General features: G+C 57.8%; 19 protein-coding genes and 5 pseudogenes. 8 read left to right on the top strand and 16 right to left on the bottom strand.

What is annotated here, in order from left to right; genetic code table 11:
• The 3 genes from X751_RS137530 to X751_RS137540 all read right to left on the bottom strand — a co-directional run.
• Positions 1–711: amino acid ABC transporter ATP-binding protein (locus X751_RS137530; protein ID WP_023746138.1), on the bottom strand; the 711-nt coding region annotated here is incomplete at its 3' end.
• Complete coding sequence (locus X751_RS137535) at positions 711–1364, bottom strand: amino acid ABC transporter permease (protein ID WP_023746137.1); 654 nt, start codon at positions 1362–1364, stop codon at positions 711–713. The genes X751_RS137530 and X751_RS137535, both read right to left, overlap by 1 nt.
• Before the next feature lie 11 nt (positions 1365–1375).
• Positions 1376–2347, bottom strand: coding sequence for a proline racemase family protein (locus X751_RS137540; protein ID WP_023746136.1), 972 nt, complete (start codon positions 2345–2347; stop codon positions 1376–1378).
• Between the two features lie 900 nt (positions 2348–3247).
• On the opposite strand from X751_RS137540, the gene X751_RS137545 reads away from it, so the two are divergent.
• The 4 genes from X751_RS137545 to X751_RS137560 all read left to right on the top strand — a co-directional run bounded on the left by X751_RS137545 (position 3248) and on the right by X751_RS137560 (position 6158).
• Positions 3248–4207, top strand: a complete 960-nt coding sequence (locus X751_RS137545) for a hypothetical protein (protein ID WP_023746135.1) — start codon at positions 3248–3250, stop codon at positions 4205–4207.
• Between the two features lie 106 nt (positions 4208–4313).
• Complete coding sequence (locus X751_RS137550; RefSeq protein ID WP_023746134.1) at positions 4314–5279, top strand: ornithine cyclodeaminase family protein; 966 nt, start codon at positions 4314–4316, stop codon at positions 5277–5279.
• Between the two features lie 81 nt (positions 5280–5360).
• Complete coding sequence (locus X751_RS137555) at positions 5361–5762, top strand: transposase (protein WP_198022474.1); 402 nt, start codon at positions 5361–5363, stop codon at positions 5760–5762.
• 132 nt (positions 5763–5894) lie between these two features.
• Positions 5895–6158, top strand: a complete 264-nt coding sequence (locus X751_RS137560; RefSeq protein ID WP_023746132.1) for a transposase — start codon at positions 5895–5897, stop codon at positions 6156–6158.
• A 598-nt stretch (positions 6159–6756) separates the two neighbouring features.
• On the opposite strand, the gene X751_RS137565 is transcribed toward X751_RS137560, so the two are convergent.
• Positions 6757–8100: an MATE family efflux transporter gene (locus tag X751_RS137565; RefSeq protein WP_023746131.1), complete on the bottom strand. Its 1344-nt coding sequence runs from the start codon at positions 8098–8100 to the stop codon at positions 6757–6759.
• An 84-nt stretch (positions 8101–8184) separates the two neighbouring features.
• Here X751_RS137565 and X751_RS1000000168220 point away from each other — a divergent pair.
• Positions 8185–8298, top strand: a pseudogene (locus X751_RS1000000168220) (IS6 family transposase); the annotation flags it as partial.
• A gap of 1351 nt (positions 8299–9649) precedes the next feature.
• Here X751_RS1000000168220 and X751_RS1000000168215 read toward each other — a convergent pair.
• The 9 genes and pseudogenes from X751_RS1000000168215 to X751_RS1000000168205 all read right to left on the bottom strand — a co-directional run.
• Positions 9650–9773, bottom strand: a pseudogene (locus X751_RS1000000168215) (IS3 family transposase); the annotation flags it as partial.
• Between the two features lie 182 nt (positions 9774–9955).
• Entirely contained in the window at positions 9956–11128 is a 1173-nt protein-coding gene (locus X751_RS0134375; protein WP_031247326.1) for a Xaa-Pro peptidase family protein, read from the bottom strand.
• Between the two features lie 80 nt (positions 11129–11208).
• Positions 11209–11937 carry a hypothetical protein gene (locus X751_RS137570; RefSeq protein ID WP_023746127.1) on the bottom strand — a complete coding sequence of 243 codons (729 nt, stop codon included), beginning with the start codon at positions 11935–11937 and terminating at the stop codon, positions 11209–11211.
• Between the two features lie 177 nt (positions 11938–12114).
• The gene (locus X751_RS137575) at positions 12115–13890 is read right to left on the bottom strand and encodes an ABC transporter permease subunit (protein WP_023746126.1); all 1776 of its coding nucleotides are present in this window, start codon (positions 13888–13890) and stop codon (positions 12115–12117) included.
• A gap of 16 nt (positions 13891–13906) precedes the next feature.
• The gene (locus X751_RS137580; protein WP_023746125.1) at positions 13907–14947 is read right to left on the bottom strand and encodes an ABC transporter ATP-binding protein; all 1041 of its coding nucleotides are present in this window, start codon (positions 14945–14947) and stop codon (positions 13907–13909) included.
• A 171-nt stretch (positions 14948–15118) separates the two neighbouring features.
• Positions 15119–16222 (bottom strand): ABC transporter substrate-binding protein, encoded by a 1104-nt coding sequence (locus X751_RS137585; protein ID WP_023746124.1) that lies wholly within the window; start codon positions 16220–16222, stop codon positions 15119–15121.
• A 76-nt stretch (positions 16223–16298) separates the two neighbouring features.
• Positions 16299–17462: a M20 aminoacylase family protein gene (locus X751_RS137590; protein WP_023746123.1), complete on the bottom strand. Its 1164-nt coding sequence runs from the start codon at positions 17460–17462 to the stop codon at positions 16299–16301.
• Positions 17463–17910: 448 nt separating this feature from the next.
• Positions 17911–18249 (bottom strand): hypothetical protein, encoded by a 339-nt coding sequence (locus X751_RS1000000168210; protein ID WP_023746122.1) that lies wholly within the window; start codon positions 18247–18249, stop codon positions 17911–17913.
• Positions 18250–18793: 544 nt separating this feature from the next.
• Positions 18794–19169: pseudogene (locus tag X751_RS1000000168205) on the bottom strand (transposase); the annotation flags it as partial.
• 266 nt (positions 19170–19435) lie between these two features.
• On the opposite strand from X751_RS1000000168205, the gene X751_RS1000000168200 reads away from it, so the two are divergent.
• Positions 19436–19819, top strand: a complete 384-nt coding sequence (locus X751_RS1000000168200; protein WP_245265843.1) for a hypothetical protein — start codon at positions 19436–19438, stop codon at positions 19817–19819.
• Between the two features lie 1088 nt (positions 19820–20907).
• Here X751_RS1000000168200 and X751_RS137600 read toward each other — a convergent pair.
• A complete protein-coding gene (locus tag X751_RS137600; RefSeq protein WP_023746119.1) occupies positions 20908–22143 on the bottom strand; it encodes an FAD-dependent oxidoreductase in 1236 nt (411 codons plus the stop codon).
• Here X751_RS137600 and X751_RS1000000167225 point away from each other — a divergent pair.
• Positions 22142–22438, top strand: coding sequence for a hypothetical protein (locus tag X751_RS1000000167225; protein ID WP_156936412.1), 297 nt, complete (start codon positions 22142–22144; stop codon positions 22436–22438). The two genes, X751_RS137600 and X751_RS1000000167225, sit on opposite strands and share 2 nt — an antisense overlap.
• Before the next feature lie 241 nt (positions 22439–22679).
• Here the strand turns inward: X751_RS1000000167225 and X751_RS1000000166305 are convergent.
• Positions 22680–22957 (bottom strand): annotated as a pseudogene (locus X751_RS1000000166305) (transposase); the annotation flags it as partial.
• Between the two features lie 47 nt (positions 22958–23004).
• On the opposite strand from X751_RS1000000166305, the gene X751_RS137605 reads away from it, so the two are divergent.
• A complete protein-coding gene (locus tag X751_RS137605; RefSeq protein WP_023746118.1) occupies positions 23005–24030 on the top strand; it encodes an IS110 family transposase in 1026 nt (341 codons plus the stop codon).
• Between the two features lie 264 nt (positions 24031–24294).
• Here the strand turns inward: X751_RS137605 and X751_RS1000000166300 are convergent.
• A pseudogene (locus X751_RS1000000166300) lies at positions 24295–24982 on the bottom strand (IS630 family transposase); the annotation flags it as partial.
• Between the last annotated feature and the right edge of the window lie 310 nt (positions 24983–25292).

Genomic DNA, 25292 nt, shown 5'->3' with positions numbered 1-25292 from the left:
CGGAGCGCCGCTGGCGGCCACAATGCCCTGGTCGATGAACACCACCCGATCGGCCAACTCATAGGCGAAGCGGATCTCGTGGGTGACGACAACCATGGTCATGTCATCGGCGGCGAGCTGGCGGACGGCGGCAAGCACGTCGCCTACCAGTTCCGGGTCCAGTGCCGAGGTAGGTTCGTCGAACAGCATGATGGTGGGCTGCATAGCGAGCGCCCGGGCGATGGCGATGCGCTGCTGCTGGCCGCCCGACAACTGTGACGGGTATTTATGCCCGGCGTCGGAAAGTCCCATGCGATTGAGGAGCTCGTGAGCTCGTGCCTCAGCTTCGGCACGTGGCACTTTCTTCACCACCAGGGGGGCTTCGATGATGTTTCCCAGCGCGGTGCGGTGCGGGAACAGGTTGAAGTTCTGGAACACCATGCCGGTCTTGAGGCGCACGGCGCTCACCTGCCTGCTGGAAAGCTTAAGCCGCTCGGACTCGGTGCGGCGAAAAAGAGACGCGCCGTGGATGACGATCTCGCCCTTGTCGGGCTCCATCAACAGGTTCATGCAGCGCAGCAGCGAGGTCTTGCCCGAGCCGCTGGAGCCGATCAGGCAGACCACCTCCCCGCGATGGACGTCAAGATCGACGCCGCGTAGTACATGATGCTTCCCGTAGGACTTCTCGATGCCCCGTACGCTCAGTACGACTTCGGTGGATGTTGCAGTCATCACGCGACCTCCTTGCGCTCGAACCGGCGCGAAAGAGCGCTGAGGGGAAACAGGATGGCGATGAAGATGGCGCCGATGACGGTGTAGACCTCCATTGGCCGGTCGGTGAAACTGGCTATGTAGCCCGCCTGATAAAGCAGATCGGGGATTGTCAGCACCGAGAGGAGCGTGGTGTTCTTGAGCTGCATGATGGTCTGGCCCACCAGCGGCGGCACCATGCGGCGCAAAGCCTGCGGCAGGATGATACGCTTCATGCGCTGGACGTAGCCCATGCCCAGAACCACTGCGGCGTCGGTCTGGCCACGGTCGATGGACTCGACACCGGCGCGCAGGATCTCGGCATAGAAGCCGCTGGCATAGAACCCGAGACCGAGGATGCCCGCTGTTTCCTTGCCGATCTGGATCTGAAAGAAGATTGGCAGGGCATAATAGATCCACATGAGCAACACCAGCAGCGGGATATTGCGGAAGAACTCCACCCAGATTCGACCGGTCCAGCGCAATAGTCGCCAAGGAGTGAGCTGAAGCTGCGCCATCAAGAGCCCGATCGCGAGGCCGATGGCGCAGGTATTGATCGTGTATTTCAGAGTGATGAGCAGGCCGTAGGCAAGGATGTCCCAATACGCGAAGACGACGGACGGATCGAATTTCACAACACGCTCCTTCAACTGGGAAGAAAGCCGGCTGACAGCGGATCGTCCACTTCCAGCACAATGGTGGAAAATGCACTGATATGAGCCATGCCGCGCACCTCTGGGATAACGGCGGATTGGCCGCCCTTGCCCTGAACCAACTCCGCGACCTTGCCCGCGAAAGGCACCCCAAGGATGTTTTCGGCCCGGTAAGGGGCGCCAATCGCCAACTCACCACGAGCGTGAAGCTGGGCCAGCCGTGCCGAGGTACCGGTGCCGCAGGGCGAACGGTCGAACTTGTTGCCTGCCAAAATCACCAGATGGCGGGCGCCGCCCTCGATGGCGCGATGGAATAGCACGCTGCCGACCTGCAGGCGACCGCTTGCAGCGTTGAGCGCCTCCTTGATGGCCATGCCCGCGCGGCACCAGCGGCTGGCGTGGTCGACGTCGAAGGGAATATCTACCTGGCTCGCATCGACCAGAGCATACATGATGCCGCCATAGGCGATGTCGCAGGTCACCGTGCCGAGGCCCTCGACCTCGACCGCTACATCGGCGGAGGCGAGATAGGATGGCACGTTGCGTAGCACCACCGAGGTCAGCTGGTTGGCCTCGAAGGTGCCGGTCATATGGACGATACCCGCCGGGGTCTCGATGGACATGCCGTTTTGTTCAAAGCCCTGCGGCAGTGCGCCCGTGGCGGCCAAGCTGGCGATGTAGCCGATCGTGGCATGGCCGCACATGTCGAGGTAGACGTAGGAGGAAATGAAGAACAACCCTTGATCCGCCTCGCGGGAGAGCACGGGAACCGCAGCCACCATGGCGGCATGCCCGCGAGGTTCATGAAGCAGCAACCCCCTCAGCCCATCATGGACCGCGCGGAAATCGTCCCGCTGGGCGAGCACACTCTGTCCCCGCAACGGAGGGATGCCCGAGATGACCGTGCGAGTCGGGTGCCCTGCGGTATGGCTGTCGATGACGGAGAAGAGACGGCTCGTGAGCATGGGCGGTCAGCACTTTCCAGACTGGGGGACTACCTTCATGTCAATGTCGCGCTCAAGCATGTACGGGTGATGCGCAAGCAGGCGAGACCCAGAGAATTTTGCTGCGGGTATTGGAAGCCGGCGCGGCCGCCGGCCTGGACCATGATGCGCAAGCCCTTGCGCCGGCTCGGCGGCTCGGGGAAGCGCAGTCTTCACCGCGGCGACGAATTATTCGATAAGCGTAATCATGGGGCAATTCCTTCTCAGTTCGTGACGCGTTCGCGTAGGGTCATGCATTTGCCGTGCCGAAGGAGACACTCCCTTAAAGCATAGGATGGCTCCTCTACTGCTATGTTGCAGATCCGACATCGTCCGATAGTGGACAATGCGGGGCGCAGTCGGATGGCGCGTGAGTTCCGCTTTCCCGCGAAGGATCCGGTCCGACATTCCTTGGAAAACGGCAGGAAATGACAACTGTCGGGTTTGTCGAGTGCACGACGCGGTGTGTTCGGCCCGGCCCTCTGCCGCACGCTCATTTAAGCCATTGAACGTTTTGCAGAAAATTATTTCTGAAGCTCTTCCTGCGCAGTCGGCATGATTTTTGGGACTCCCTCGTTGCAGGGCGGCGGAAGCTGCCAACCGATGTGACTCCGCTTGATGGACAAAGGAAAGCAACATGTCAGTTCGCACGCTATGGGAAAGGAGGTACTCCCAAGACGCGCTCGTCGCCATCGACCTCGGGCAGAAGATCCCCATCGGTTGGCTGCGACCCGAAAGCCGACTCCACCTGCTTGATCCTGAACTCGAAGGCACAGGAAATCCTGCATCTCGGGGCAAAGCAGCGTTCGGGGCAAGCCGTCGAACTCAAGGGCGTTTCGCGTCAACTACCGCTTGAGCTCAATCAACTTGAGGATGGGAACGATGAGCAAGCTAGTTGGCTTTTATCGTGATCACCAGATGACCGCGCCTCTCGCCGTGGCGCAGCAGTCGGCACAGATGAAACCACTTGCGGCCGACCTCGCGAGAAGTGGAATTCTACTCGTCACAACCTGCGCACGAGTTGAGGTCTATGGTGAAGAGTCCGCGATCAGTAACATCAATAGCACGATATTTTCTGGTTCTTCATACGAACACATTGAAGGTGCGGCCGCAATTGCTCAACGTCTCGCCGAGATTGCATCCAGCGCGCATTCCCAGATCCTCGGTGAGAATTATATCAGCGATCAGCTCGCGAAGGCTCTCGAATTTGTTGATCCAAACCTTCCGATTTTCCAGATCGCACGGTTGGCAATTGATACAGGTCGTGCCGCGCGCCAGCGCCAGCGGTTCATCGCATCGTTCAATTACGATCAGATCGTCCGAGACATCATAGCCGATCGATTTCCGGATGGAGAGCTACCCAACCGCCTTTACATCATTGGGGCGGGTATGCTGGGTCGCGGGCTGATCCGGAGTGGTGTCGGAGAGCGATTCCGCTCCACGGTATTCGTAACGCGGAACCCTAAGAACCTTCGCAAACGTCTCCGCCCCTGGACCGACATACAAGTCGCGCTCATGCGCCCGGCAGAGATTGGGTACCCACGCGAACCGCAGTCCATCGTTGTTATCGCAACCGCCGATGTCAATGATGAATACGAAGCCACCCTTCAGGACGCCCTTCTTCGGTTGGAGCCGCGCACCATAGTGGATCTGTCGTCAATCCCGGTGCTATCGGGCGCAGCAGTCGGAAAGCTCAATTATGTAAGCATGTACGACGACGAATTTCTGGGGTTCATCGAACAAAACAATAACCGTCTGGCTCCGAAATTGCCGATCTTGTTTTCCGACATAAAAACAACACTCCAAACGGCGCAGATCTACTCTCTCGCAAAGGCAACGTAGCCATGCAGCGTTACCCCCTTTCCCGAGAGACCATTTGAAAAACGCGTATCACCATTCAGAGCTTTCGACATACCGAACTGAAGCTCAGCATTAGAAACGAGGTAATATGACGACGTCTATTGTAAGATGGCTAAGTCGAAATGACGTTGCGCAGACGAATTTGCCATTCACCTCAGCATTAGACATTATCGAAGGGACGCTTCGTGATCACGGCAATGGCGCATTCGAGAACCCGCCCAAGATCGGAATCCACCCGGGGCACGACGCTTTCATTCACGCAATGGCTGGGTGGCTTCCCAGGCAACGCCGAGCCGGTCTTAAATGGGTTGCGGGTTACTCCAGCAATCATAAAGTTGGCTTGCCAAACATTACAGGGCTTTTGGTGTTAAACGACCCAGACACGGGCCTACCAGTGTGCGTGATGGATGCTGCTTACCTGACCGCAGTTCGCACAGCGGCAGCGTCGGCTATTACCAGCAAGTATTTGTCGCCGCCTCACGTGGAGAGGATAGCGGTGATCGGTGCCGGTCTTCAGGGCCTCTACCACGTAAAAATGCTGTCGTTGGTTCACCCCGCTGCCGAATTCCAAATCATGGACATCAATGAGAATGCTGTGAGCTGGTTGAATGAACAGACTTGTTCCGTAGCAACAGTAGTTCACGTGAAAGACGCTGAGGCCGCGATCCGCACCGCTGACGTCATAGTGACCGCAACGAGTCGATTGGAAGACGTGGCATTCCAGTTCGGATGGGTCAAGGAGGGCAGCTTAGTTCTGCCCGTCCATGTCCGCGGATGGTCACAGGATATAACGACGGCTTCGGATGTATTGTTGACTGACGACGTTGAGCAATTCAAAAACTACATCATTGCTACAGGCTCTCCTTATCGAGATATTTCCCGCGTTCTTTGGTCGATCAGCGATGTCATGGCAGGACGAGTCCTCGGCAGAGTTCGGAACGGTGACCGCATTGCAGTGTTCAATCTAGGCCTCGCAATGCATGATGTCGCTGTAGGTTCTGCTATACTGGACATTGCAGAGCAGCACGGCTTAGGGACAATCGTATCCTACTAGGCGGTGTGGACGAATTGACTCAGGTATTTGTTTACTGGTTCTCGGGGCGCTTTCCATCTGATTCATGGGTGGCCGACTGATTTGGAGGTCGGCATGTGCACCAAAATGACGGATACCGATTGGGCGGACGCGCTGGAGGTGTTTTGCGTGTCGCTGCCACGACGCGGCGCCAAGGGCCGGGATGATCGGCTATTTCTGGAGGCGCTGCATTACTTCTCGGTTCACAACATCACCTGGCGGGCGTTGCCGGAGCGCTTCGGCAAATGGAACAGTGTGTGGAAGCGCTTTGATCGCTTGAGCAAGGCCGGTGTCTTCGAGATGTCCTTCGAGCATCTCGCCGCGCTGTCCTCGTCGGCGCATCTGGTGCAGATGTTCGATTCGACGGTGGTCCGCGCCCATGTCTCGGCGGCGGGCGCAAAAGGGGTCAGGAAAATCAGGCGCTCGGCCGCTCGCGCGGTGGGTTCTCGACCAAAATCCACCTGAAGACGGACTTCGACGGCCATCCCATCGCTTTCGACGTGACCGGTGGCGAGAAAGGTGACGCGCCGCACTTTCCCATCCTGCTTGGCCTCGGTCCCGACATCGACCCGCGCGCGGCGATCGGCGACAAGGGCTATGCCAGCCAGCAAGGCCAACAGGCAAGCAGCGCGGGACCGCGGCGCAATTCCCATCATTCCGCATAAGGCCAATGAAAAGGGCAAGCCGCGCTTCTTCGCAAAGGCCCTCTACAAAGGTCGCGCCCGCATCGAGCAGGCCGTCGGCAAGATAAAGCGCTTCAAGCGCGTCACCCTGCGCTGCGAGAAGACGAAGTGGAACTTCGCATCAATCGTCGCTCTCGTCGCGGGCTTCATCTTGCTCAAATCCGCCCACACCGCCTAGAGTATGTCTGGAAACCGGGTTGTGTTCGATATCTTTCCGCACGACCGCAGAGTCCTCGCGGACCATCGCTGCCGATCCCAAGCCTCTCGGCGCCGAGATCGGATTCTTCGCGGTGCTTCATACCTGGGGATAGAAACTCGCCCATCATCCGGCGGGCCGAGGCGTTCATACGCTAACCCGTCTTATGCAGTGCTCCCCGATGGCGCGTATCACCAGTGGAGGAAGGTTCCAGCCAGATAGTAGTCGATTGGTTTGGTAGCTGACGAACGGCTCGGTCGGGTAACTCGCCGGGTCGAAGCCTCGTGAGAAAGGCCGACTTGGGCGGTTGAGAAACCGATGGGCCGTGATCGTGAAGTCGTAGGCTGGGTTGGACACGCATCTGCGGGCAAGCCTGGCCACCGAACCTCCTCAGATGGCGATCGATGCGCGTGATCCGGCGCGGAGCTTGATCCGCCATTTTGACTGCCGCGCGTGCAAGGCGAGGTAAGAGCAATGCAGCATTCTCGTCACCTGGTCCGCAGCACACCGATCTTCCGCTGCGAATCCATTCAACTCCAAAGCCGACAACTCCTGGAGTGACCGATGGCACATTGACTGGTCATTCCGCGAAAGCGGTGCCGGCGCAGCGACGCAGGACCAGCAACAGGCTTATCCCTCGCACGAGCTGAAAAATGTGGAAAGCGGCCCAGAGCCCGTGGTTGCCGAACATCTGGCCGAATGCAAACAAAGCAGTGACAAAGGCTGCGAAGGATAAGAGCATCATATTGCGCACGTCGAACCACCAAGTTGCGCCCACGAAGACGCCGGTCATCTGGAAGGCCAGCACGCCGCTGGGTGCCGCGAAGGCCGCCCAAGGAAGATAGAGAGCCGCCTCGGCTCGCACGTCCGCTGCCTTTGTTATGGCGCCAATGAGCTGTTCGCCGAATGCGAAGATCACAGCGCTCGCAAGGCCCGCAAGCGCGAATGCCCAGCCCGCGGTCAGCCTGACGGCTTGCGAGAAAGCCGGCTGATAGCCTGCGCCAACGGCCCGCCCGGCGAGCTGTTCGGCGGCCCCGCCAAACCCTTCAAGGAAATAGGCCGCCACCAAGAATATGTGCATCAGCACCGCATCGGCGGCGAGGGTCAACGTACCAAGCTGGGCGCCCTGCCTCGTGAACAGCATGTAGACTCCCGCGAGCACGCAGGAAGGGGTCATGATGTTACCGCTGAGCTGAAGCATCCGCCCTATTGCCATCATGTTGAACGTATACTGGCGCGACATTTTCGGCATCGCACGGAAGCGTCCGAGGAGGACTGTCATGCCGGCGATCATGGCAATGGCCTGGCTGAAGACGGTTCCCCAGGCGACGCCAGCAACACCCCATCCGAGATAAAGACCTAGAAAGATGGAGAGCGCGACATTCATCCCATTCAGGAGAAGTTGCAGGAGAAGTCCGAGGACTGAATTGCCGCGACCTAGGAAATATCCGAGAATGATATAGTTAATCAGGGCGGCAGGCGCCGCAATAAGGCGGACGCGGATGTAAAGATCCATCGCGGCGGTCACAGGCTGTCCCGCGTTCATGAACCATTCACCAACCGCGGCAATCAACGGCGAAAACAAGACCAGCGCCAGGCCGGAAATCGCGGCGATGACAAATGCCCGCCAGAAGACCGCCCTCTCTTCTAGAGCGTCGTTCCTCCCGAAAGCCTGGGCGACCAGCGCGGTCGTCCCGGAGCGCAAGAAATTGAAGGTTGCGAAGACGATGTCGAAGAGCACCGCCGCGGCTGCAAGACCTCCAACCAAAGCTGCATCGCCGAATCGGCCGACTACGGCCGTATCGACGAGGCCGAGCAGCGGCGTCGTGAGGTTTGCGAGCATCATCGGAATGGCGATTGCCAGTACCTGCCGATTGGTCACCCGGAACGGCCTGGAGCCTCGGATTGGCACTTTCTGTTCCATGTTGGGCTCCTGTGGATCGATTGCAACGTTTTGACTACCGGCGGGTGTGGCCGGGGAGCCCCTGGACCATTTCTGAAACTTGCGATGTTAAAGGGAGGCCAGTTTGACCAGCCTCTGATCTTGTTTTTTGCGCGCTGGTACTTGGCCCTGCATCTCAGCCGGTATCATCTAAAAGAGGCGATGGCCGAGCGCGGCATTGGGCGAACCGCTTAAGAAACGATCTGGATTCTCTGGAGCCAGTCGCATCGAACGGAGGTGTCGGCTCATCAAGCGCCGATCGCGATCAACGCTGGGCTTTTTTGGCCGCGCCTGACCTCAGACAGGAAGTGAACGTACCGTGTCGGCGATTGGCCGCTGCAAAGATCCCGCAAATTTATTTGAAGGCTTCCTGAAACGAGACTGGCCAATTGGTGATCAATCCGGTTCTTTGAACTGCTCGGCCCAGGTGAATTCGCGTGTCGTTTTCGCATCATAGAGTCCGGCGAGTCATCTGAAGCCAAGATCTGCCCCCCAATAACATCGGCTATGTTGTCGGCCAAAACGTAACGGCCGGCGCGGACCGGATAGGCGAGGCAGTAGAGTCTGCATCGTAGGCATCTCCATTGCTGTTTTCCGTCAACCGCCCTCCGAGTTACATGGGACGCCTCGCGGTGAAGAGCCCAGTCGCAGTCGGCAGGCTGTGGGGGCGGCCAATCTCATTTCGTCAAGCTTCGTGACTTGCGAGCTTCAACAATCGTGCCAACTGCACCGAGAGTCCGAGAGTCCGTCAGATGAAATTATCTGCAAGCATTCAATAGTGTTTAAATGGTGTACTGCGGACGTCGTGTCTAGCGCTATCCTGTCGCGACCTCGATAAACCCGACAGCAGTTGTCCCGTTACCGACGTCTTCCGACACTGTCGGTTAGGATCCGTCGCGATGTAACCTGCGAAGGCGATCCATGGCAGAAATGTTTGCGAGCTTCCAGCCGCGCTGGCTGCAACGCGCAGATGGACCCTCCACGCTTTGTCTCAGATATGGGGTGTCAGAGTCCGCGCAGCCAGAAAAGCCGGCGCATAGGCTGGTCAGAGTTCGAGACCCTGACGGCGAGCGTATTCATACGCTGAAGGCCGCCTACTGACGCTCGCCTTGAGGCGGTAGTGTCCGCTCACTTAGACGGCGAGCGAGCCCACCGCGCTCTTTTCGGTGCAGGTTCTCTTCGGTCATCGACGATCGCGTGCACGGACATAGGACCGGCCTCCACCATATCCGCCTTATCTCCTCGTCGCTCCAATCGCAACGACGCCCGGTTCCCGTGAAGACCTTCGAACCGCCGCACCGGCTCTTCGTCCCTCGTTTTAAGCGTAAGCTCTGAAATCGCCATATGTCCAAGCTCCAAGCTAATCGGTAGCCTCCAACATCAACGGTCAGAACTGCTCCGGTAGTGGGTCAAAACACCGCATACCTCTGATCTTGGCGTGCAGGGTTTAACATCGATGGCTGGGCCCGCCGGTTCCGAATTGGCTTTATCACCGAAAATTCCCGTCGCCCATCAAGCAGCTGCTCGTTCACTGTTTGATCTGATTGGCGTGCACGTCGAACTGCCGGGACAACTCCATCAACATCTGTTCGCCCCCAGCAAGCGCCACCTTCGCCTTGAAAGCCGGGCCGGTTCCGACGCGGTCGTCTCGTCATGCATTCTTGTTCATGGCAATTAAGCCAACTCAGGCAGAAATTCCACTTATACTGGCTGTCGAGTTTTCTCGAGCCAGCTCTGGGTGTCGCGCTGGTGCCGAAGTTCGCAAATACAACGAGCGCGTTTCGCTCTCATCTCGGCTCATAGGAGCTCAGATTGTCGAATACGCATCGGCCGGCCATCAGGAAATTTCGAATATCTTCCGGGGTGAGTTGGTCAAAACCTCAACTCCGGTCTCAGTAACGCGAACGGTTTCGCTAATGACGTAGCCAAAGTCCTCGTCAGGCCAGTTCCCGAGCATCAGATGAAAAGTCATATTCGGCACGAGTACTGTCAAATCACCGTCCCGCAGGCTAGCTGTAGGTTCTGTCCATCCAATACCTTGGGCATATCCGCATCGCGATTCTTTCTTGAGCCCGCGTTTCTCAATAGCTCTGTAAAATGTATTCGCTACGTCGCTGCAAGTTGCTCCGGGCCGCACAGCGTGGAGAGAGGCTTCAAGTCCCTCCAGTTGGATTTCATGAACATTTTGAAGTCGATCGAAGGGCGCTCCAATTGAGTATGTTCGCATAAGGGCTGTGGAATAGCCATGGCGAGAGCCAGCCACTTCGAGATTTACCTGGGACCCCTTTCGGAAAATGTCTTCCGCCCATGTAATGTGACAAGTCCCTGTTCTAGGTGTAGCACACAGAGTTATTGGCTCAAGTTGCGTGCCTGGCTTTCCGTTCACTCCACGAATCAGCACCGACGCTATCTCCGCACACGCGTCAGCTTCACGGACCCCAGGCCGGATGACCTCGGCAGCGCGGGCAATGGCGGCATCCGCAATCGCTCCCGCTTCCCGCATTACTTCGATCTCCAAATCAGACTTGACAAGGCGAATCCACGCAACAACTTTGGTGAGGTCCACGATCCTTGCCTCTCCCAGACGTTTTCGGAATTTTTCGACAGTAAGTGTGGAAAGATTGTACTGCTCAATCCCGATGCAACGTGTCGAAAAACCTGCCGCCTGCAGGTGATCAATGACTGCGTCGTAACCATCCAACTCCGGATGAGCGATCAATTCCTCTGGATAAGGAATTATCTTGTCACGATTCATAAAACATTGGTGGATAGCAGCAGGGCCGTCCATTCGACGCAGGATGAAGGCCGGTTCCTCTTCTTTTGATGAGACTACCAACCCCTGAGGCACATAGGCGGAGCGAGCCGTATAACCAGTGAGATACGTGATGTTGTGTTGATCCGAGACGACAAGAGCTTCAACGCCTCGTCGAGCCATTTCAGATTTCACGAGCGAAAGTCGCCGTAAATACTCAACGCGTGGAAATGCTTGGGGACCTTTGCTTATCGTCATAAATCAATTCTCCTGACAGCGCGATTATCTCGGCGGTTGGGCGGTGGTTCTCTGGCACCGCCAGTTTATCGGGTACAACTTTAGCGCGCTGACGCTTGCGCACCGATTGACTCCATCACCATCCGGCAAAGCGTGGTAACGTCGTATACGGGTAGACCTGTGAAATGACGGACCGACTGAGCCACGCGAGGGAACATCGTGCACTCGAGCAGGACCGCTCCGATCTCAGGGTTGGTTTCTCGTAGTGTCTGAATCCGAGCGCAAACATCATTCCGCAGGACCTCGGCGTCTGTTGGCACCGCCGGCCGTGCCATCTCATTTATCCAGGTTTGCGTATTCTCTACTCCGCCAATCGCAACCCGTGCCAGTTCAAAGGCGTCGTCAATCTCCAGTAGATCCTTTCCGCAACATGTAGCGTCGAAGGTCAGAACCGCGAGTCTCGCCGTTGCCGGTAGTTGACGAAGAATGACGGGGACCAGCATCAGGGCCGATAATGCTACTGGAACTTTAACAGCAGCAGCGACCGCAGCCTGATGTCGGATTGAGAAGCCGCAGTCCGCTGTTATTGCGGCAGCACCGCGCTTCACAAGGCGTTGGGCGGCTGCAACGAAAGCCCGTTCGAGCCCCGGATCTCCGCGGACGACAACATCCACCCAAGCACCGGCAGCGGTTTCCCTTATAATCGGAAAATTGAATGTGGCCGGATCCTGCAAAGTTCCGGGCGTGGAAGACTTGTCTACGGAAGGTCCGGGCTCGAGATCCAGTATGCCCAGGATTTGGGCGGGCTGCGGTCTTTGCTTCTGCACCATATCGAAACTCCTAGTACCGATGTTCTAACACTGGGGCAGCCGTCGTGAGCCGGCTAACCCCCTCGTCACCTTTTGACTGCGACACGCTCAACTGACAGCCGACGCGCGCTCGCCGCTTAATTTGCCTACCCACAATTCCTTGGGGGACAGCGGGACCGTGCTAGATAGCTCTTGCTTTCACACTTTCGCCTCGAGCGCAGTTAACTGAGAGCGAGTTCCAGCTCGCCACCACATGACGTATAGAACTATCATCCAAATTACGGGGAGAAGGGTCAAAAGGGACGCCACTGCGGCGACCGTCGGATCAATTTCGTTACGGATGTTTTCCCACATCTTCAACGGCAAAGTCCGGACAGAGTATCCTCCGACAAACGAAGTGATAACGACCTCACCGAAAGAGTGGATAAAGGCGAAGAGCGCGGCGCCCACTATACCGGGACGGATGAGCGGCAAAGTCACTCTGCGGAAGGCTGTAAACGGTCGCGCTTTCATGCTCTTCGCGGCCTGCACCAGCCGCTTGTCGAAATTAACCAGCGTTGCCGAGACAACCACAACCACATAGCTGATGGCTCCGATGGTGTGCGCCAGTACGATTCCAGTCTTGCTGCCAATCAAGCCGAGATTTGCTAAACCGAAGTAGCACGCCACGCCGACAACGATCACCGGTATGGTGATCGGGGTCAGTATCGCCATTGTCATAAAGCTACGTAGGTCCGGTGCGATCCGGCCGAGGCCAAACGCAGCTAGTGTGCCAACTATCGTCGACAGAATTGAGACTGCGAGAGCGATTTGGATGCTATTCAGTGCCGCGCCATACCATGCGGCATCGCTGAAAAACGACCTGTACCACTGAAGAGAAAGACCAGACGGTGGAAACTGTAAGGTTGCCCCATCGCTGAACGACATGACGACAACGACTATTTCTGGGAATAGCAGGTAAAATATGACTAGCGAAACCCCCGTCCAGCCCGCAATTCTAAACCACCACCCTTCAGACCGCGTCCGCTGCGATGTAGTAGACCATCGCTTCGCCCTGGAGGCCACAGCAATTTCGTTAAAGTAGCCTTTGACCAACTTCAGAAAGTTTACTCGGTCGGACCAGCGCTTTATCACCCTCGGCGCGATATCTTGTGTACCGGATGGGTTGAGACCAAAAGTCGAAAGCACGAGAAGCGCGACCGCAAGCAGGATGAATGAGGAAGCGCTGATTGACCCAATATCGAACCCTGTGGAGACTTGCGACGCGATGTAAGTCGAAAGCATTGCGTCACCCAACCCGCCCAGCGCGGCCGGAGTGATATAGAATCCCAGGCAGATCACGAAAACGAGCAAGGTCCCGCTGCGTACCCCGGGCATGCTCAGAGGAAAGTAGACGCGCCAGAAAGCTGTCGAGGGTCTCGCGCCCATGCTTTTTGCAGCAGCGACCAGGGATGTGTTGATACTTAGCATCACACTGACCATCGGCAAGATCATCATTGGCAGCATGATGTGGACCATACCGACATATACCGCGATGCGGTTGTATATGAGAGGTAGCGGGCTGGAGATAATCCCCATATCCATCAAGACACTGTTGATCAGCCCAGCGTCTCCAAGGATCACAACCCACGAGTATGTCCGGGCCAGGTCGCTTGTGAGATACGGAAGGACGACGAGCACGATTAGAATTGTTCGAAGCGGTTTGTGCGCCGCTGAGATCAGGTACGCAGTAGGATAGCCAACCAGCAAACAGATGATCGTAGCTACTGCGCTGATTTCCAATGTCTGAAACAAGAGCCGAGTGTTGGAATACTGGGCGAGGAACAAATAATAGTTATGCAGGTTGAAGTCGGGGGCATTCACACTTTCAAGAAAAAGCTGTATGGTAGGCATCCCGAAGACGCTGATGAGGATGGCGAGGGCTGGAATGACAAGGATTATCGGCGCTCGCACGACTTTCTGAAGTGATTGCATTTGCTTGCCTCTCAGCTCATTCGCTCAGCGAACGTACGTCAGCGCGAAACCAGTCAAGGCGCACCGTGTCACCGGGCTTGAAGATCTCCTGTCCAGACGCAACATGTTCACGAACGATGAGCGACGTGCGGCCAACTCGGACCTGATATTTCCGTAGAGGTCCGGCGTAGATCATTTCCTCTACAATGCCACTTACAATCTGTCGCTGATCCTGATCAGCAGGTTGCACGGCGTTCCCCGCAGCAATGCGAACACGTTCCGGTCGGATCATCGGGACAGTTCCTGGCCTATCTTTCTTGTGATATCCCAATTCAGGATCATCAAGTATGTTCGCTTCGCCTAAGAAGTTCGCTACGAACCGGTTCGCGGGACGGCCGTAAAGAGCTTCAGGCGTATCTAACTGCTCAATTTGGCCACCTCGCATCACCACAATGCGATCCGATAACGTGAGGGCTTCTTCCTGATCGTGAGTGACGCAAATGGTAGTTTTGCCGAATTCTCGATGTAAGCTCTTGATCTCGCCTTGCATCTGCTCGCGCAGATTTCTGTCCAGTGCGCCGAGCGGTTCGTCAAGAAGAAGGACTGGAGGATCAGCAATCAAGGCCCTAGCAAGCGCCACGCGTTGCTGCTGACCGCCGCTAAGTTGCGACGGCATGCGTTCGCCGAAAGCGCCAAGATGGACCCGCTTAAGCATTCTCTCAACAAGAGCCACCCTTTCGCTTGCCTTAACGCCGCGCATCTCCAACGGAAATTCGAGGTTCCGTCGCACCGTAAGGTGCGGAAACAAGGCATAGTTTTGAAAAACGATACCCTGATCTCGGCCGTATGAAGGCACGGCGGCCACTGACATCCCAGAGATCAGGATGTCGCCTTTGGTCGGAGCCTCAAATCCTGCGAGCATCATCAGTGCGGTGGTTTTGCCAGAACCACTCGGACCAAGAATCGTAAGAAACTCCCCGCGGCCAACGGCAAGTGAAAAATCTGTCACGGCTGCCACCGAGCCATACATCTTCGTAACCTTACGAAACTCGATCTGCGCAGAAGCGCTTTCTTCCATTGGTTGTTCCCCGATAGTTTCTCGTTCTAGCAGCTTGCTTACAGCCGAAGCGCTCGAGTTTGTTGTGGCGGTACGATACATAGAGCCACCTAATTTTCTTGCGGCGAGAAATGAAGTCAGCAATGCAACCAGCGGGTCTGGTCGTGCCCCGCTGGTTCCTTTTGGGCCGAGTTAGCGAATAATGAAATCGCTCCAGCGCTGCACGAGGTGTTGAATGTTCGTCATGCCGTCGGCCCCGACTTCCGCATACCAGGCCCCATTTTCCAAGATGGCATTTGCCAAGTATTTGGGATGGCTTGGAAGCGTGAGTGCAATTTCTTCCGGCAGCAATTTGAACGCGTTCCGATTCGTCGGCCCCGACGGATAGATTTTCGCGAACTCTGCTTGGTTTTTGGCCCGACTCACGAATTCGACAAACTTTTGGGCGTTTTGCACGTTAGGACCGTTTTTCGAGATTACCCAAGAGTCAAACGTCAATTTCGCCTGATCGCGACTCATCTCAATCGGAGCGCCTTGAGCGATCGCCGCCGCGACGCGGCCGTCGTAAGACATCATCAAGTCACCGGCGCCACTCAACATCAACTGCTGAATTTCAGATCCCGATGTCCACCACTTACGTATATGGGGCTTGATCTTGTCCAAGCTCGCGAAAACGCGGTCGATATCCATCGGATAGAGCTTGTCGGGAGAGACGCCGTCGGCCAAAAGGGCTTGTTCCCAAGGGCCCTCGGTACCATACTGGCCCGAAATCAAGTAGCGAACGCCAGGAAATTTCTCGACGTTCCAGAATTCCGCCCAGTTGCTGGGGCGTGGTTTGTCGGATGGATACTTTTTGGTGTTGTAAACCAAGTTATAGCTGTAGAAGAAAAACCCAACGGACTGTTTTTTCTTCGTTTCGGGAACAAGGCCTTCGATATTTTCCGCCTTAAAAAGGGAGTAGTCTATCTCTTCCAGATACCCTTTCGCTGCGCTCTGTAGAACCGATCCTTGGCTCAATGGACCGACATCGACTGTGACGCTGTTCGTCTTCTGCATCAAGTCCAGCTGTGCGACTGTAAAGTCTTCCGTGATTGGAGTGACCTTAATGCCGGTTTCTGCTTCAAACGGCTTTACATAAGCTTCGATTACGCTTTTGCCAAGTTGTCCACCATAAGTCGAGACACGAAGTTCTCCCGTCGTCTGCGCCGAAGCGCGGACAGCCGGCGCCGCCAAAGCGCCGACCGCAACAGCGGACGACGACAGCATGAAACGCCGACGATTGATCAATATGCTCATTCTCGTTCTCCCTTTGCTTGCCCCTTACCTCCACGGTGGGGTCGTTGAACGTCAGTTTTTCTGGGATGGGTCCCGGTTAGGCGGCCAGCGCTCCTTCTACCAGGTTCACCCAGTAGCCAATGCCATAAGGCAAGGCATCGTCGTCGAAATCGTATGCCGGATTGTGGACAGAGGCAGTGGCGCCATTGCCTAGGAAAATGTAGGCTCCGGGCCTCGCCTGAAGCATATAGGCGAAATCTTCAGCTCCCATCCCAGGTTTCATGCGATCGTCTACGGCCTTGGCCCCAACAAGGCCCCGTGCAGCCTCAACGGCGAGTCGGGTTTCCGCTTCGTGATTTACTGTAATCGGCTCAAGCCGCCGATAGTCGAAGTCGACGTCGGCGCCGAAACCCCTTGCGATTCCTTGCGCAACTTGAAGGATCGCTTTTTCCGCAAATTTTGGTAGATGCGGCTCAATATAGCGAACCGTGCCAGATATCTCCGCGTTTTGGGGAATAATGTTATAGGCGTCGCCCGCATGCATTTTCGTCACCGAGATGACGAACGCTTCTCGCGGATCAACGCAGCGCGACACCAAGGCCTGCAGCCCGACGATGATTTGCGCCCCGATGACGATAGGATCGATGTTATGGTGAGGCGTTGATGCATGACCGCCTTTACCTTTAACGATCAGATCAAAGTCATCGAGGCCTCCTTGAATGGGCCCGCTGCAAATCATGAACTTCCCAACCTCCAGGCCGGGATAGTTATGCATCCCAAAAACCCGTGAAACGCCAAACCGCTCCATAATGCCTTCTTGCACCATCTTCTCACCGCCCCTACCGTCTTCTTCAGCAGGCTGGAAAATGAGAGCAACAGTGCCCTTGAAGTTGCGCGTATTGGCGAGGTACTTTGCCGCGCCAAGAAGCATAGCGGTGTGACCGTCGTGACCGCAGCCGTGCATTTTTCCTGGAACTTTCGACGACCACGGCTTGTTTGATGCTTCCATAATCGGCAGGGCGTCCATATCTGCCCGCAAGCCGATTGTTGGACCGTCTCCCAGCTCACCTTGAATCAGCGCGACAATTCCGGTTTCCGCGATTCCGGTTTCGATGTGATTGATCCCGAATGATGCAAGCTTCTCCGCTACGAACGTTGCCGTGTTATACAGCGCGTACTCGAGTTCAGGATGCTCATGAAGGTAGTGGCGCCATTCCGCTACCTCTTCCGTTAGCTCCTTAAAGGCTTCGACGCCACGCATGTCCCTTCCCCTCCTCGCCATGCAAAGCCGCCTATAGTCGCCCGCTTTCGTTTGAAGCTGCGAGCTTGTCCCAGTGCTTGGATAGGCGCTAGCGTCAGTGCCTTTGCGACTTTTGACTGAGGCCTCCTTGCCTCTATTGAAATAGGTCAATTATTTATTGAGCTATATCATATCTTAAACGCCGCGCAAGACAAAACTTGCACAGACACCGCTGACGCATCCGAAGGGCATGGACCAATGAGCGTGTTGGGCCGCCGCCGGCGAAATCCCTGACAAGCGCTGCAGCCAATCTTGATGATTGCGGCCAGACCTTTCAGTCGGAATTCCTGAGGAAACGATGTGGGTATCCAAAGCTGCTTTTCCGCGAGGCTGCGTGCCGATGATCCTGCGCGACGATTTGGGCGATCTTCCATGACCAACAGTTCGCGTCGCTCTTTCCCGCGCTCGGTCAGCCGCGACGCCATGGCGCCTGGCGCTCATCACCTTGCCACAATTCGCCGAGGGTCTGTCGGATCGACAAGCGGCGGATGCCGTGCGAAGCAGGATTGATTGGAAGTATCCGCTGGCTTTCTCGCTCACCGATGCCGGCTTCGACCACACGGTCTTGTGCGAGTTTCGGGCGCGCCTGATTGCCGGTCGGGCTGAATCGATGTTGTTTGACGCTGTTCTCGACATCGCCAAATCGCGCCATCTCGTGCGGCCTGACGGTCGTCAGCGCACTGACTCCACCCCGTGTTGTCGCGGCGGTGCGCGGTCTCAACCGCGTGGCGGGGATCACCGAAGCCATGCGCAATGCCTTGGAGGTGTTGGCTGTGGCAGCGCCAGATTGGCTGCGAGTGCAGGCAGCGCCTCATTGGTTGGAGCGCTACCGACGGCCAACACTAACAACCCGGTTGCCCCGCAAGGAAACGGCGAGTCAAAACCACGCCCGCGAGATTGGAGAGGTGGGCACCGTCTAATCCGTTGCGCTGGCCTTCTTGCCAGCGTCGTTCGAGTAATCGCGAACAGGATCCATGAGAACGGAGCGCGCGCCGTCGGTGCTCCGGCTCACCGCCCGCTGCGAGCCAGCGTTCGACAGTTCTGACGTTCATGCCAATCCGGGGCGCAATCTGGCGCGGCGACAGGCCGGAGCCCACAGGTCCATAGAGCTTACGGCGCTCGTTGCCCCGCGACCGGCGCATGCAATGAAGTTACGGGGCGTCTCTTCCGGTGGTTCCGGCCTGGCGTCGTCGTTTGTCGTCGTTTCCGGCCATCTCGGACGCCATGGCCTTTCCGGCGGCGCTGACCGCCTTGCGATGGCGACCGACGGCCAGACGCAACGCTTCGCCCAAGTTCTGGAGAAGATGCCAACGGTCGGCGACCTGCGTGCATCGGGAGCACCGCGACGGGCGCCCTCGGCATAAACGCCGGCACGATCGCGCGCGATAACCTCGATGCCAGGATGACGTTCCAGCCATGATGCGACCGTGTCGGCATTTCGATCGGGTAATAGATCCAGCACGCGGTTGCGCTCTAGATCGCAGATGATCGTTCCGTAGCGCTGCCCCTTGCGCAGGCCCAGTCATCGATGCCGACCACACGCGGCGCTTCCGGCGGCTCTAACCCAGCCGCGCGGATCATCCGCACCAGCATGTCGCCGCTCACCGGCATCGTGAGCCTGTCCGATAGACGTGAGCCCGGCTCGCCACCTGAACGAAGTTGAGCACCATGTCTGGCGTCAGAGGGCTGTCAAGCTGCTCCCAACGCCCGGCTGACCCAGCACCATCTCGGTCTCAGATAGAACTCGGCTATATTCAATATTTGACCGGCCGCGCGCGGCGCGCTGATGCCTATGGATGAAGCGTCAGTAAGCAGTTAGAGAGCGGACGGCTTCCTGCATTCAGGTTCAAGAAAAGGCACTTCCATCCATGAGAATCCAGCCTCAGCCTGCCCTCGGAATTCTAGGCCTCGAAACTGGGCGAGCCCCCGGCGAATTGGCGCCGACGCCGCGTCCGGGTTCGGTCTTCAACCCGGCAACCTTTGACTTCCCAATAATTACAGAGACGGTGCCAGAAGCTTGGGCAGATAGGGTCATCCCTGGCGATCCTGCGCTCGAACCGGCCTATATCGCAGCTGCACGTCGCCTCGTCGAACGAGGCGCGGTCGCGATAAGCGGGGACTGCGGCTTCACTATCCGGTATCAGGCTGCGGTGGCCTCATCGGTGAAAGTACCCGTGGCCATGTCGAGCCTGCTTCTGGTACCGATGTTACTGCGCCAGCTACCGGCCACCGCAAAGCTCGCAGTCCTGACCGCCGACTCGACGCATTGCGGCGAAGATCTTCTCGACGTCGATGATCCAGCCGAAGGGCAAAGGTAGTCATAGGCGGCATCGAAGGCGGCACGTTGTGGCAAAACGAGATGATGCGTCCGACACAGCCGACTAGTGTCACCGAGATTGAGGCAGATGTTGCAGCCTGTGTAGCGCGACTCCGCGACGTGCATCCGGAAATCGCCGCGATCCTCTTTGAATGCACAATGTTCCCGATGATTACACCGGCGATCCGCCGTGTGACAGGACTGCCCATCTACGACACCGCAACCCTTTAACGGATGACGTTCGCGTCGGTCGGTTAACTCGGCTTTCGACCAGTGTCTGGCACCCCTGACCGTCCTGAATTTTTCGAATCAAGCTGGGAGAGGTTAGCTCAATCGGCTCGGATCCGGCGAAGAGCGTGTTCAAGCTAAACGGTCCCGATGCATCCGGAGCCGTCCTATTCCGAAAGGGGCTGCGGCGACACCAGGTTCTAAACATTCTTCGCCGGCCAGCCACCCTCCACAGTCGCGACGGCGGCCTGTAGCAGTTCCGACCACTGGCCACCCGAGATAGGCGGTACAGGACAGATAAACGGGCGTGGCCCTTGGCGAGTACCTGCGGCGGCCGATGGATGCGGCTCGTTCCTGGCGGCGATCTTTGCCGCGGATGCGCCTACATGGTTGCGCGCGATACCGACCGTCGAGATGTTGCGCCTGATGCGGGTGCAACAGTTTATGCTGCTCGACGGCGAGATGCATTGGGGCACGGTGGCGGATGGCATTCCGTCTGCCGTTGTGTTTGTCAGCACGCACTTCAAAAGCTCAGTGGTGGCGAGCAGGAAATCGCTCTCAGTCAAACCCCGAAAGAGTCTAGGTTGTGATCTTTAACAAGCAGCGTTTCGACGTCAGAGGTCTTCTGAAGGCCAAAAAATTTCACAAAGGCATCGTTCGCGCCGGCCTGTTCCACTGTTGTCCCGCTACTGAGGGGCATCGCCGACCAGTAGACAATCACCGCCTTGCGGCTTCTTGAGACCTTGCCGACGATCCATTTGAGGTATGTTCCGTCCGTACTGGTTATGTCATTTTAATGAATGAACTGCATCCTGCTTGCAGTAGGGCGCAAGATAAAATTTGCACTTGTGGCTATAGCCCCTAGCGCACCCGGTAAGGAGCGCACGAGCGCCGAGGCGTGCGGCCCGCGACGAGGTCGCAGATAATGGCCGCGGTCATAGGGGCGCCGCTGATGCCCATGTGGCCATGGCCAGTGGCGAATAAAATGGAGGGACGCTCGGGATGGGGGCCGATGATCGGCAGGCTGTCCGGCGTCGACGGTCTTACGCCCATCCAGTGGCTCACCTCGCCTACTCGCAGGTTTGGCAACATCGCGTGGGCGTACGCCACCAGCTTGTTTCTCTGGTTCGGATCGCGCGGCGCATCGGGTGCATCGAACTCCGCGATGCCCACGATGCGCAGCCCTTCCTCCAGAGGCGTGGCGACAAAGGCCGATGCGGCGTCGGTCACAGGGCGGCTGATGACGCTGGAAATGCCGGGCATAGTGATGTGATAGCCACGCTCGCTGGCCATCGACAGAGAAATTCCGAGGGAGCGGGCCAGATCCCGGCTGGCGATGCCTGCTGCAATGACTACGATGTCGCAGCGGTGAGGCCCCGTGTTCGTCTGCAGCGTCACCTCGTCGATGCCGGGCTCGATAGCCAAGACCCGCGCCGTGCGAATAGTAACTCCCAATGCGGCGCCCCGCTCCATTAGCCCCTTCACCAGCCCCAGCGGCGAGGTCACATGACCGCCGCTAGGAAAGAAAATCCCACGCTGGTAGTCACGGGACAAGCAGGGCTCTAGTTCGCGCAGCTCCGCTGCATTGAGCCTCTCGAAGGCCACGCCATGCGCGGTACGCAACCTGTCTATATGTCCGTCGAGTGCGCCAGGTGAAACATCGCGCGAGACATGCAGGGCGCCGTTCGGCCTGAATACCCGTTTCCACTCAGTATCGCCGAGCATGTCACGATAAAGCTCTGCACAGGGGGCGTGGAGAGCATGCAACGCCACATAGGCCGCCTCCCAGACGTCGCGGTGGCCGGTGCGCAGGAAGCGGACAAGCCATGGGAGGATGCGGGGTAGCTCACTCGGCGCGAGGCGCACCGGGCCATTAGTGTCGACCAGCCAGCGAAGCGCACGCCAAAGGACACCGGGGTGGGCCATCGGGAAAGACGACCCCGCATTATACTGAGCGCCGTTGCCCCACGAGCAGCCATGGCCGATGCGGTCCCCCTCGATCACCGTCACTTGGTGTCCTTCCCGCGCGAGCATCAAGGCGCAGCTCACTCCTATTACGCCCCCGCCGATAATGGCGACTGCACGCGTTTCAACCATGGGATATCTCCTGTTTGTAGCTGCCCTCATGGCCAGCATCATGCTGCATACGCAGGTGGGGCGAGCTTCATCGCTCACTTTCTCCGTCGCGGATTGTCATAGCTCATCATTTTGCAAAGTGCCCGCTATTGATCTACTACAGGCACAAGACAGATTAGGTTTCAACGATGTTTTTGTTGTGACGCCAAATCTAGGCATCCTGCTAAAAGAGAGCTGGCAGTTTGTCGGACGTCGCATGGGTCAAGTTGCTGCAGCCACCCCATGCGCCACTCCTCATTTTATTCCCGCACGTTGACGCCTGCGGTCCGGAACGGCCCGCAGGCTTAATCAAGACTTGGGGCGGGTCGGACGCCCTAACGGGAAGTTGCTAGGTCTGCGGGCGGGCAGACGGTCGTAAACTGTCGTGTAGGGCGCTGGTCGGTCACCTTGAAATTGTCACTAACCAGATCACTGGGCAGATCCGTCCAGGGAGTTTGGGCTCCACCCTTCGCCAATCGCGCTTCCCGGCCCAGCTGAGAGCTTTTGTCTAGAGCGTTTCAGATTTTCACAGAAGCGTATCCAGCGTTTGCGAAGTAGTTTCTGCATTCATTGGGTTCGATGGTTGATACGAGGTGGCCGATGTGTCGCCAGGTGTCGTCGATGGTTCGCTTCTGGGCGGCTCTCATCCAGTGTTTGATCTTGGCGAAGGCTTGCTCGATTGGGTTGAGGTCGGGCGAGTATGGCGGCAGATACCAAAGCCTGGCGCCTGCGGCGCGGATCAGGCGGCCGACTTGTGGGAGCCAAGATTGATGGGGTGGACGCCCCCTGGCGGCATCGCTGTGCCAAAGTGGTGTCGTTGATCATCACTTGAAGGAGGCGTCCATGTTGGAAGTTAACATAATCGGGTTGGATCTAGCGAAGAACGTTTTTCAGGCGCACGGTGCGGATGCATCGGGAATCGCCCTGTTCCGCAAGAAATTGCGTCGTGATCAGGTGCTTCGGTTCCTCGCCGAGCAGCCGACTTGCACGGTTGCGATGGAGGCCTGCGCCAGCAGCCATTACTGGGCGCGGGAGATTTCAGGGCTTGGGCATAGCGTCCGGCTGATCGCGCCGGGCTACGTCAAACCTTTCGTGAAGCGGCAGAAGAACGATGCGGCTGACGCGGAGGCGATCTGCGAAGCCGCACAGAGGCCGACCATGCGGTTCGTGGCGGTGAAGAGCGAAGAGCAGCAAGCTGCGGCCATTGTTTTTCGCGTCCGCGATCTCGTGGTTCGGCAGCGAACCCAAACCATCAATGCAATACGCGGCCATCTTGCCAAATTCGGGATGGTGGCCGCGCAAGGCCTCTTCCATGTGGCCAAGCTTCTGGCCGCGATAGAGGACAAGGGTTCCGCTGTTCCCGAAGTCGCCCGCTCGATCCTGCGCCTGCTCGTGGAGCAATTGCGCTCGTTGGACGAGAAGATGGCTTTGCTCGACCGCGAGATCGCCCGGCGCGCCAAGGAAGACACGGAAGCCAGGCGACTGATGACGATCCCCGGTATAGGTCCGATCACCGCGACAGCTCTCGCCGCGTTGGCTCCGTCGGCTCAGACCTTCAAGAGAGGGCGCGACTTCGCGGCCTGGCTTGGCCTTACGCCGCTGCAACGCTCCACGGGCGGAAAGCAGAAGCTCGGCGAGACGTCTCGGATGGGCGAGCGAACGCTACGCAGGCTGCTGATCATAGGGGCCAGCGCGGCCGTACGCTGGGCAATGCGGAAGGGGAAATCTGCGGACCCATGGCTCATGCGCATCTTGGGCCGCAAGCCGCCCATGTTGGTGATCGTCGCGCTTGCCAACAAAACTGCACGCATCGTCTGGGCACTGATGGCGAAAGGCGGAACTTATCGGGCGCCAGCCGTGGCGGGTTAGTTCCGCTCGGCCAGAAGGCCTCGAAAGTGTGAGAAGGTCAAACGGAGAGTATGGCGCAACGGTCAACGAGACGGGATCGGGAAAACCAGATCATGGATACGTGCGTTGAGCACGCGAGATTGAATTGGACCCGCTCCGCGAACTCCCATACGGGCCCGCGGCATGTCGAACGTCGCATCAGAGGCCGGACACATGTCAGCACCCGACCACGCTCCGATCTCTTTGTAGAAGATTCTTCTTGCATCGATGGGGGCGTCCACACATATCCATGACGACGATGTCGCCGGGCTGGAGCACTGGCACGAGCTGCTGCTCGACATAGGCCCGGAAGCTCTCGCCGTTGATCGGTCCATCGAAGACGCAAGGGGCAGCAAGACGGTCGAGCCGCAGGGCGCCGAGGAAGGTCAGCGTGCGCCAGTGGCCGTGCGGAGCAAAGCCGCGCAGGCGTTTGCCGCATGGTCCCCAGCCGCGCAGCGGTGCCATGTTGGTCTTGATCCAGGTTTCGTCGATGAACACCAGCCGTTCCGGATCCAGACCCGCCTGCCAGGAACGCCAGCGTTGTCGTCGGCGGGCAACATCGGCGCGAGCTTGCTCAAGGGCGAATAGCGTTTTTTTTGAACCGCAATCCTTCGCGCCGCAGGAAATGCCATACCGTGTCGTGCGAGACCTTCACACCGCGCGCCGCAAGTTCGTCCTTCAGCCCATGCAGCGACAGATGCGACGTCTGGTTGATCCGTTCCACGATGAACGCCCGGTGCGGCTCCAGAACACGCTTGCGGTGGCCGCCCATCTTACCCGGTGCCACAGACCCATTCGCCCGATAGCGCTGCGACCACTTCACCGCCGACGAAACCGCCACGCCAAAACGAGCCGCCACCGAGCGGCAGCTCTCGCCAGCCTCGATCGCGCCAACAACACGCTCACGTAGATCGTTCGAAAGGGGAGCCGTCATCTGATGCTGGCCTCCGATCCAGCCAGCATCTTGAATCACAAAACCACTCTCAAGGGAATCCCGCAGATTCAGTCAAAATCTGAACTGCTCTAGCGAAACCGCCCGGCGGGAGCGCCAGCGGGAGCCGAGCCATAGTGCGATCAGGGATCTAAGCTCTGCGGAAAGGACGGTGTGTCCCTGATCTCCGTGCTGCATCGGGGCGTTGCGAGGTAGCTTCGCAGAAGGGGTCGGCTGAGACACCGATTCGGACGCAGGAAAAGACTTTCCCCTCAGAACCGGCTTTCAGTAAAGGCGTGAGGCCGTATGATCA

Source organism: Mesorhizobium sp. LNJC394B00, from assembly GCF_000502555.1.
Lineage (GTDB): Bacteria > Pseudomonadota > Alphaproteobacteria > Rhizobiales > Rhizobiaceae > Mesorhizobium.
The sequence above is the reverse complement of the archived record's forward strand: the minus strand, read 5'-3'. Positions and strand labels throughout refer to the sequence as shown.

Excerpts from the sequence above, each read along its gene's own strand:
- X751_RS137540 (WP_023746136.1), bottom strand. The coding sequence starts at position 2,347 with ATGCTCACGAGCCGTCTCTTCTCCGTCATCGACAGCCATACCGCAGGG.
- X751_RS1000000167225 (WP_156936412.1), top strand. The coding sequence starts at position 22,142 with ATGGGATATCTCCTGTTTGTAGCTGCCCTCATGGCCAGCATCATGCTG.
- X751_RS137560 (WP_023746132.1), top strand. The coding sequence starts at position 5,895 with ATGCCAGCCAGCAAGGCCAACAGGCAAGCAGCGCGGGACCGCGGCGCA.
- X751_RS137570 (WP_023746127.1), bottom strand. The coding sequence starts at position 11,937 with ATGGTGCAGAAGCAAAGACCGCAGCCCGCCCAAATCCTGGGCATACTG.
- X751_RS1000000168210 (WP_023746122.1), bottom strand. The coding sequence starts at position 18,249 with ATGGCTTCGGTGATCCCCGCCACGCGGTTGAGACCGCGCACCGCCGCG.
- X751_RS137605 (WP_023746118.1), top strand. The coding sequence starts at position 23,005 with ATGTTGGAAGTTAACATAATCGGGTTGGATCTAGCGAAGAACGTTTTT.
- X751_RS137580 (WP_023746125.1), bottom strand. The coding sequence starts at position 14,947 with ATGGAAGAAAGCGCTTCTGCGCAGATCGAGTTTCGTAAGGTTACGAAG.
- X751_RS137550 (WP_023746134.1), top strand. The coding sequence starts at position 4,314 with ATGACGACGTCTATTGTAAGATGGCTAAGTCGAAATGACGTTGCGCAG.
- X751_RS137565 (WP_023746131.1), bottom strand. The coding sequence starts at position 8,100 with ATGGAACAGAAAGTGCCAATCCGAGGCTCCAGGCCGTTCCGGGTGACC.
- X751_RS137545 (WP_023746135.1), top strand. The coding sequence starts at position 3,248 with ATGAGCAAGCTAGTTGGCTTTTATCGTGATCACCAGATGACCGCGCCT.
- X751_RS137600 (WP_023746119.1), bottom strand. The coding sequence starts at position 22,143 with ATGGTTGAAACGCGTGCAGTCGCCATTATCGGCGGGGGCGTAATAGGA.
- X751_RS0134375 (WP_031247326.1), bottom strand. The coding sequence starts at position 11,128 with ATGACGATAAGCAAAGGTCCCCAAGCATTTCCACGCGTTGAGTATTTA.
- X751_RS137575 (WP_023746126.1), bottom strand. The coding sequence starts at position 13,890 with ATGCAATCACTTCAGAAAGTCGTGCGAGCGCCGATAATCCTTGTCATT.
- X751_RS137585 (WP_023746124.1), bottom strand. The coding sequence starts at position 16,222 with ATGAGCATATTGATCAATCGTCGGCGTTTCATGCTGTCGTCGTCCGCT.
- X751_RS137590 (WP_023746123.1), bottom strand. The coding sequence starts at position 17,462 with ATGCGTGGCGTCGAAGCCTTTAAGGAGCTAACGGAAGAGGTAGCGGAA.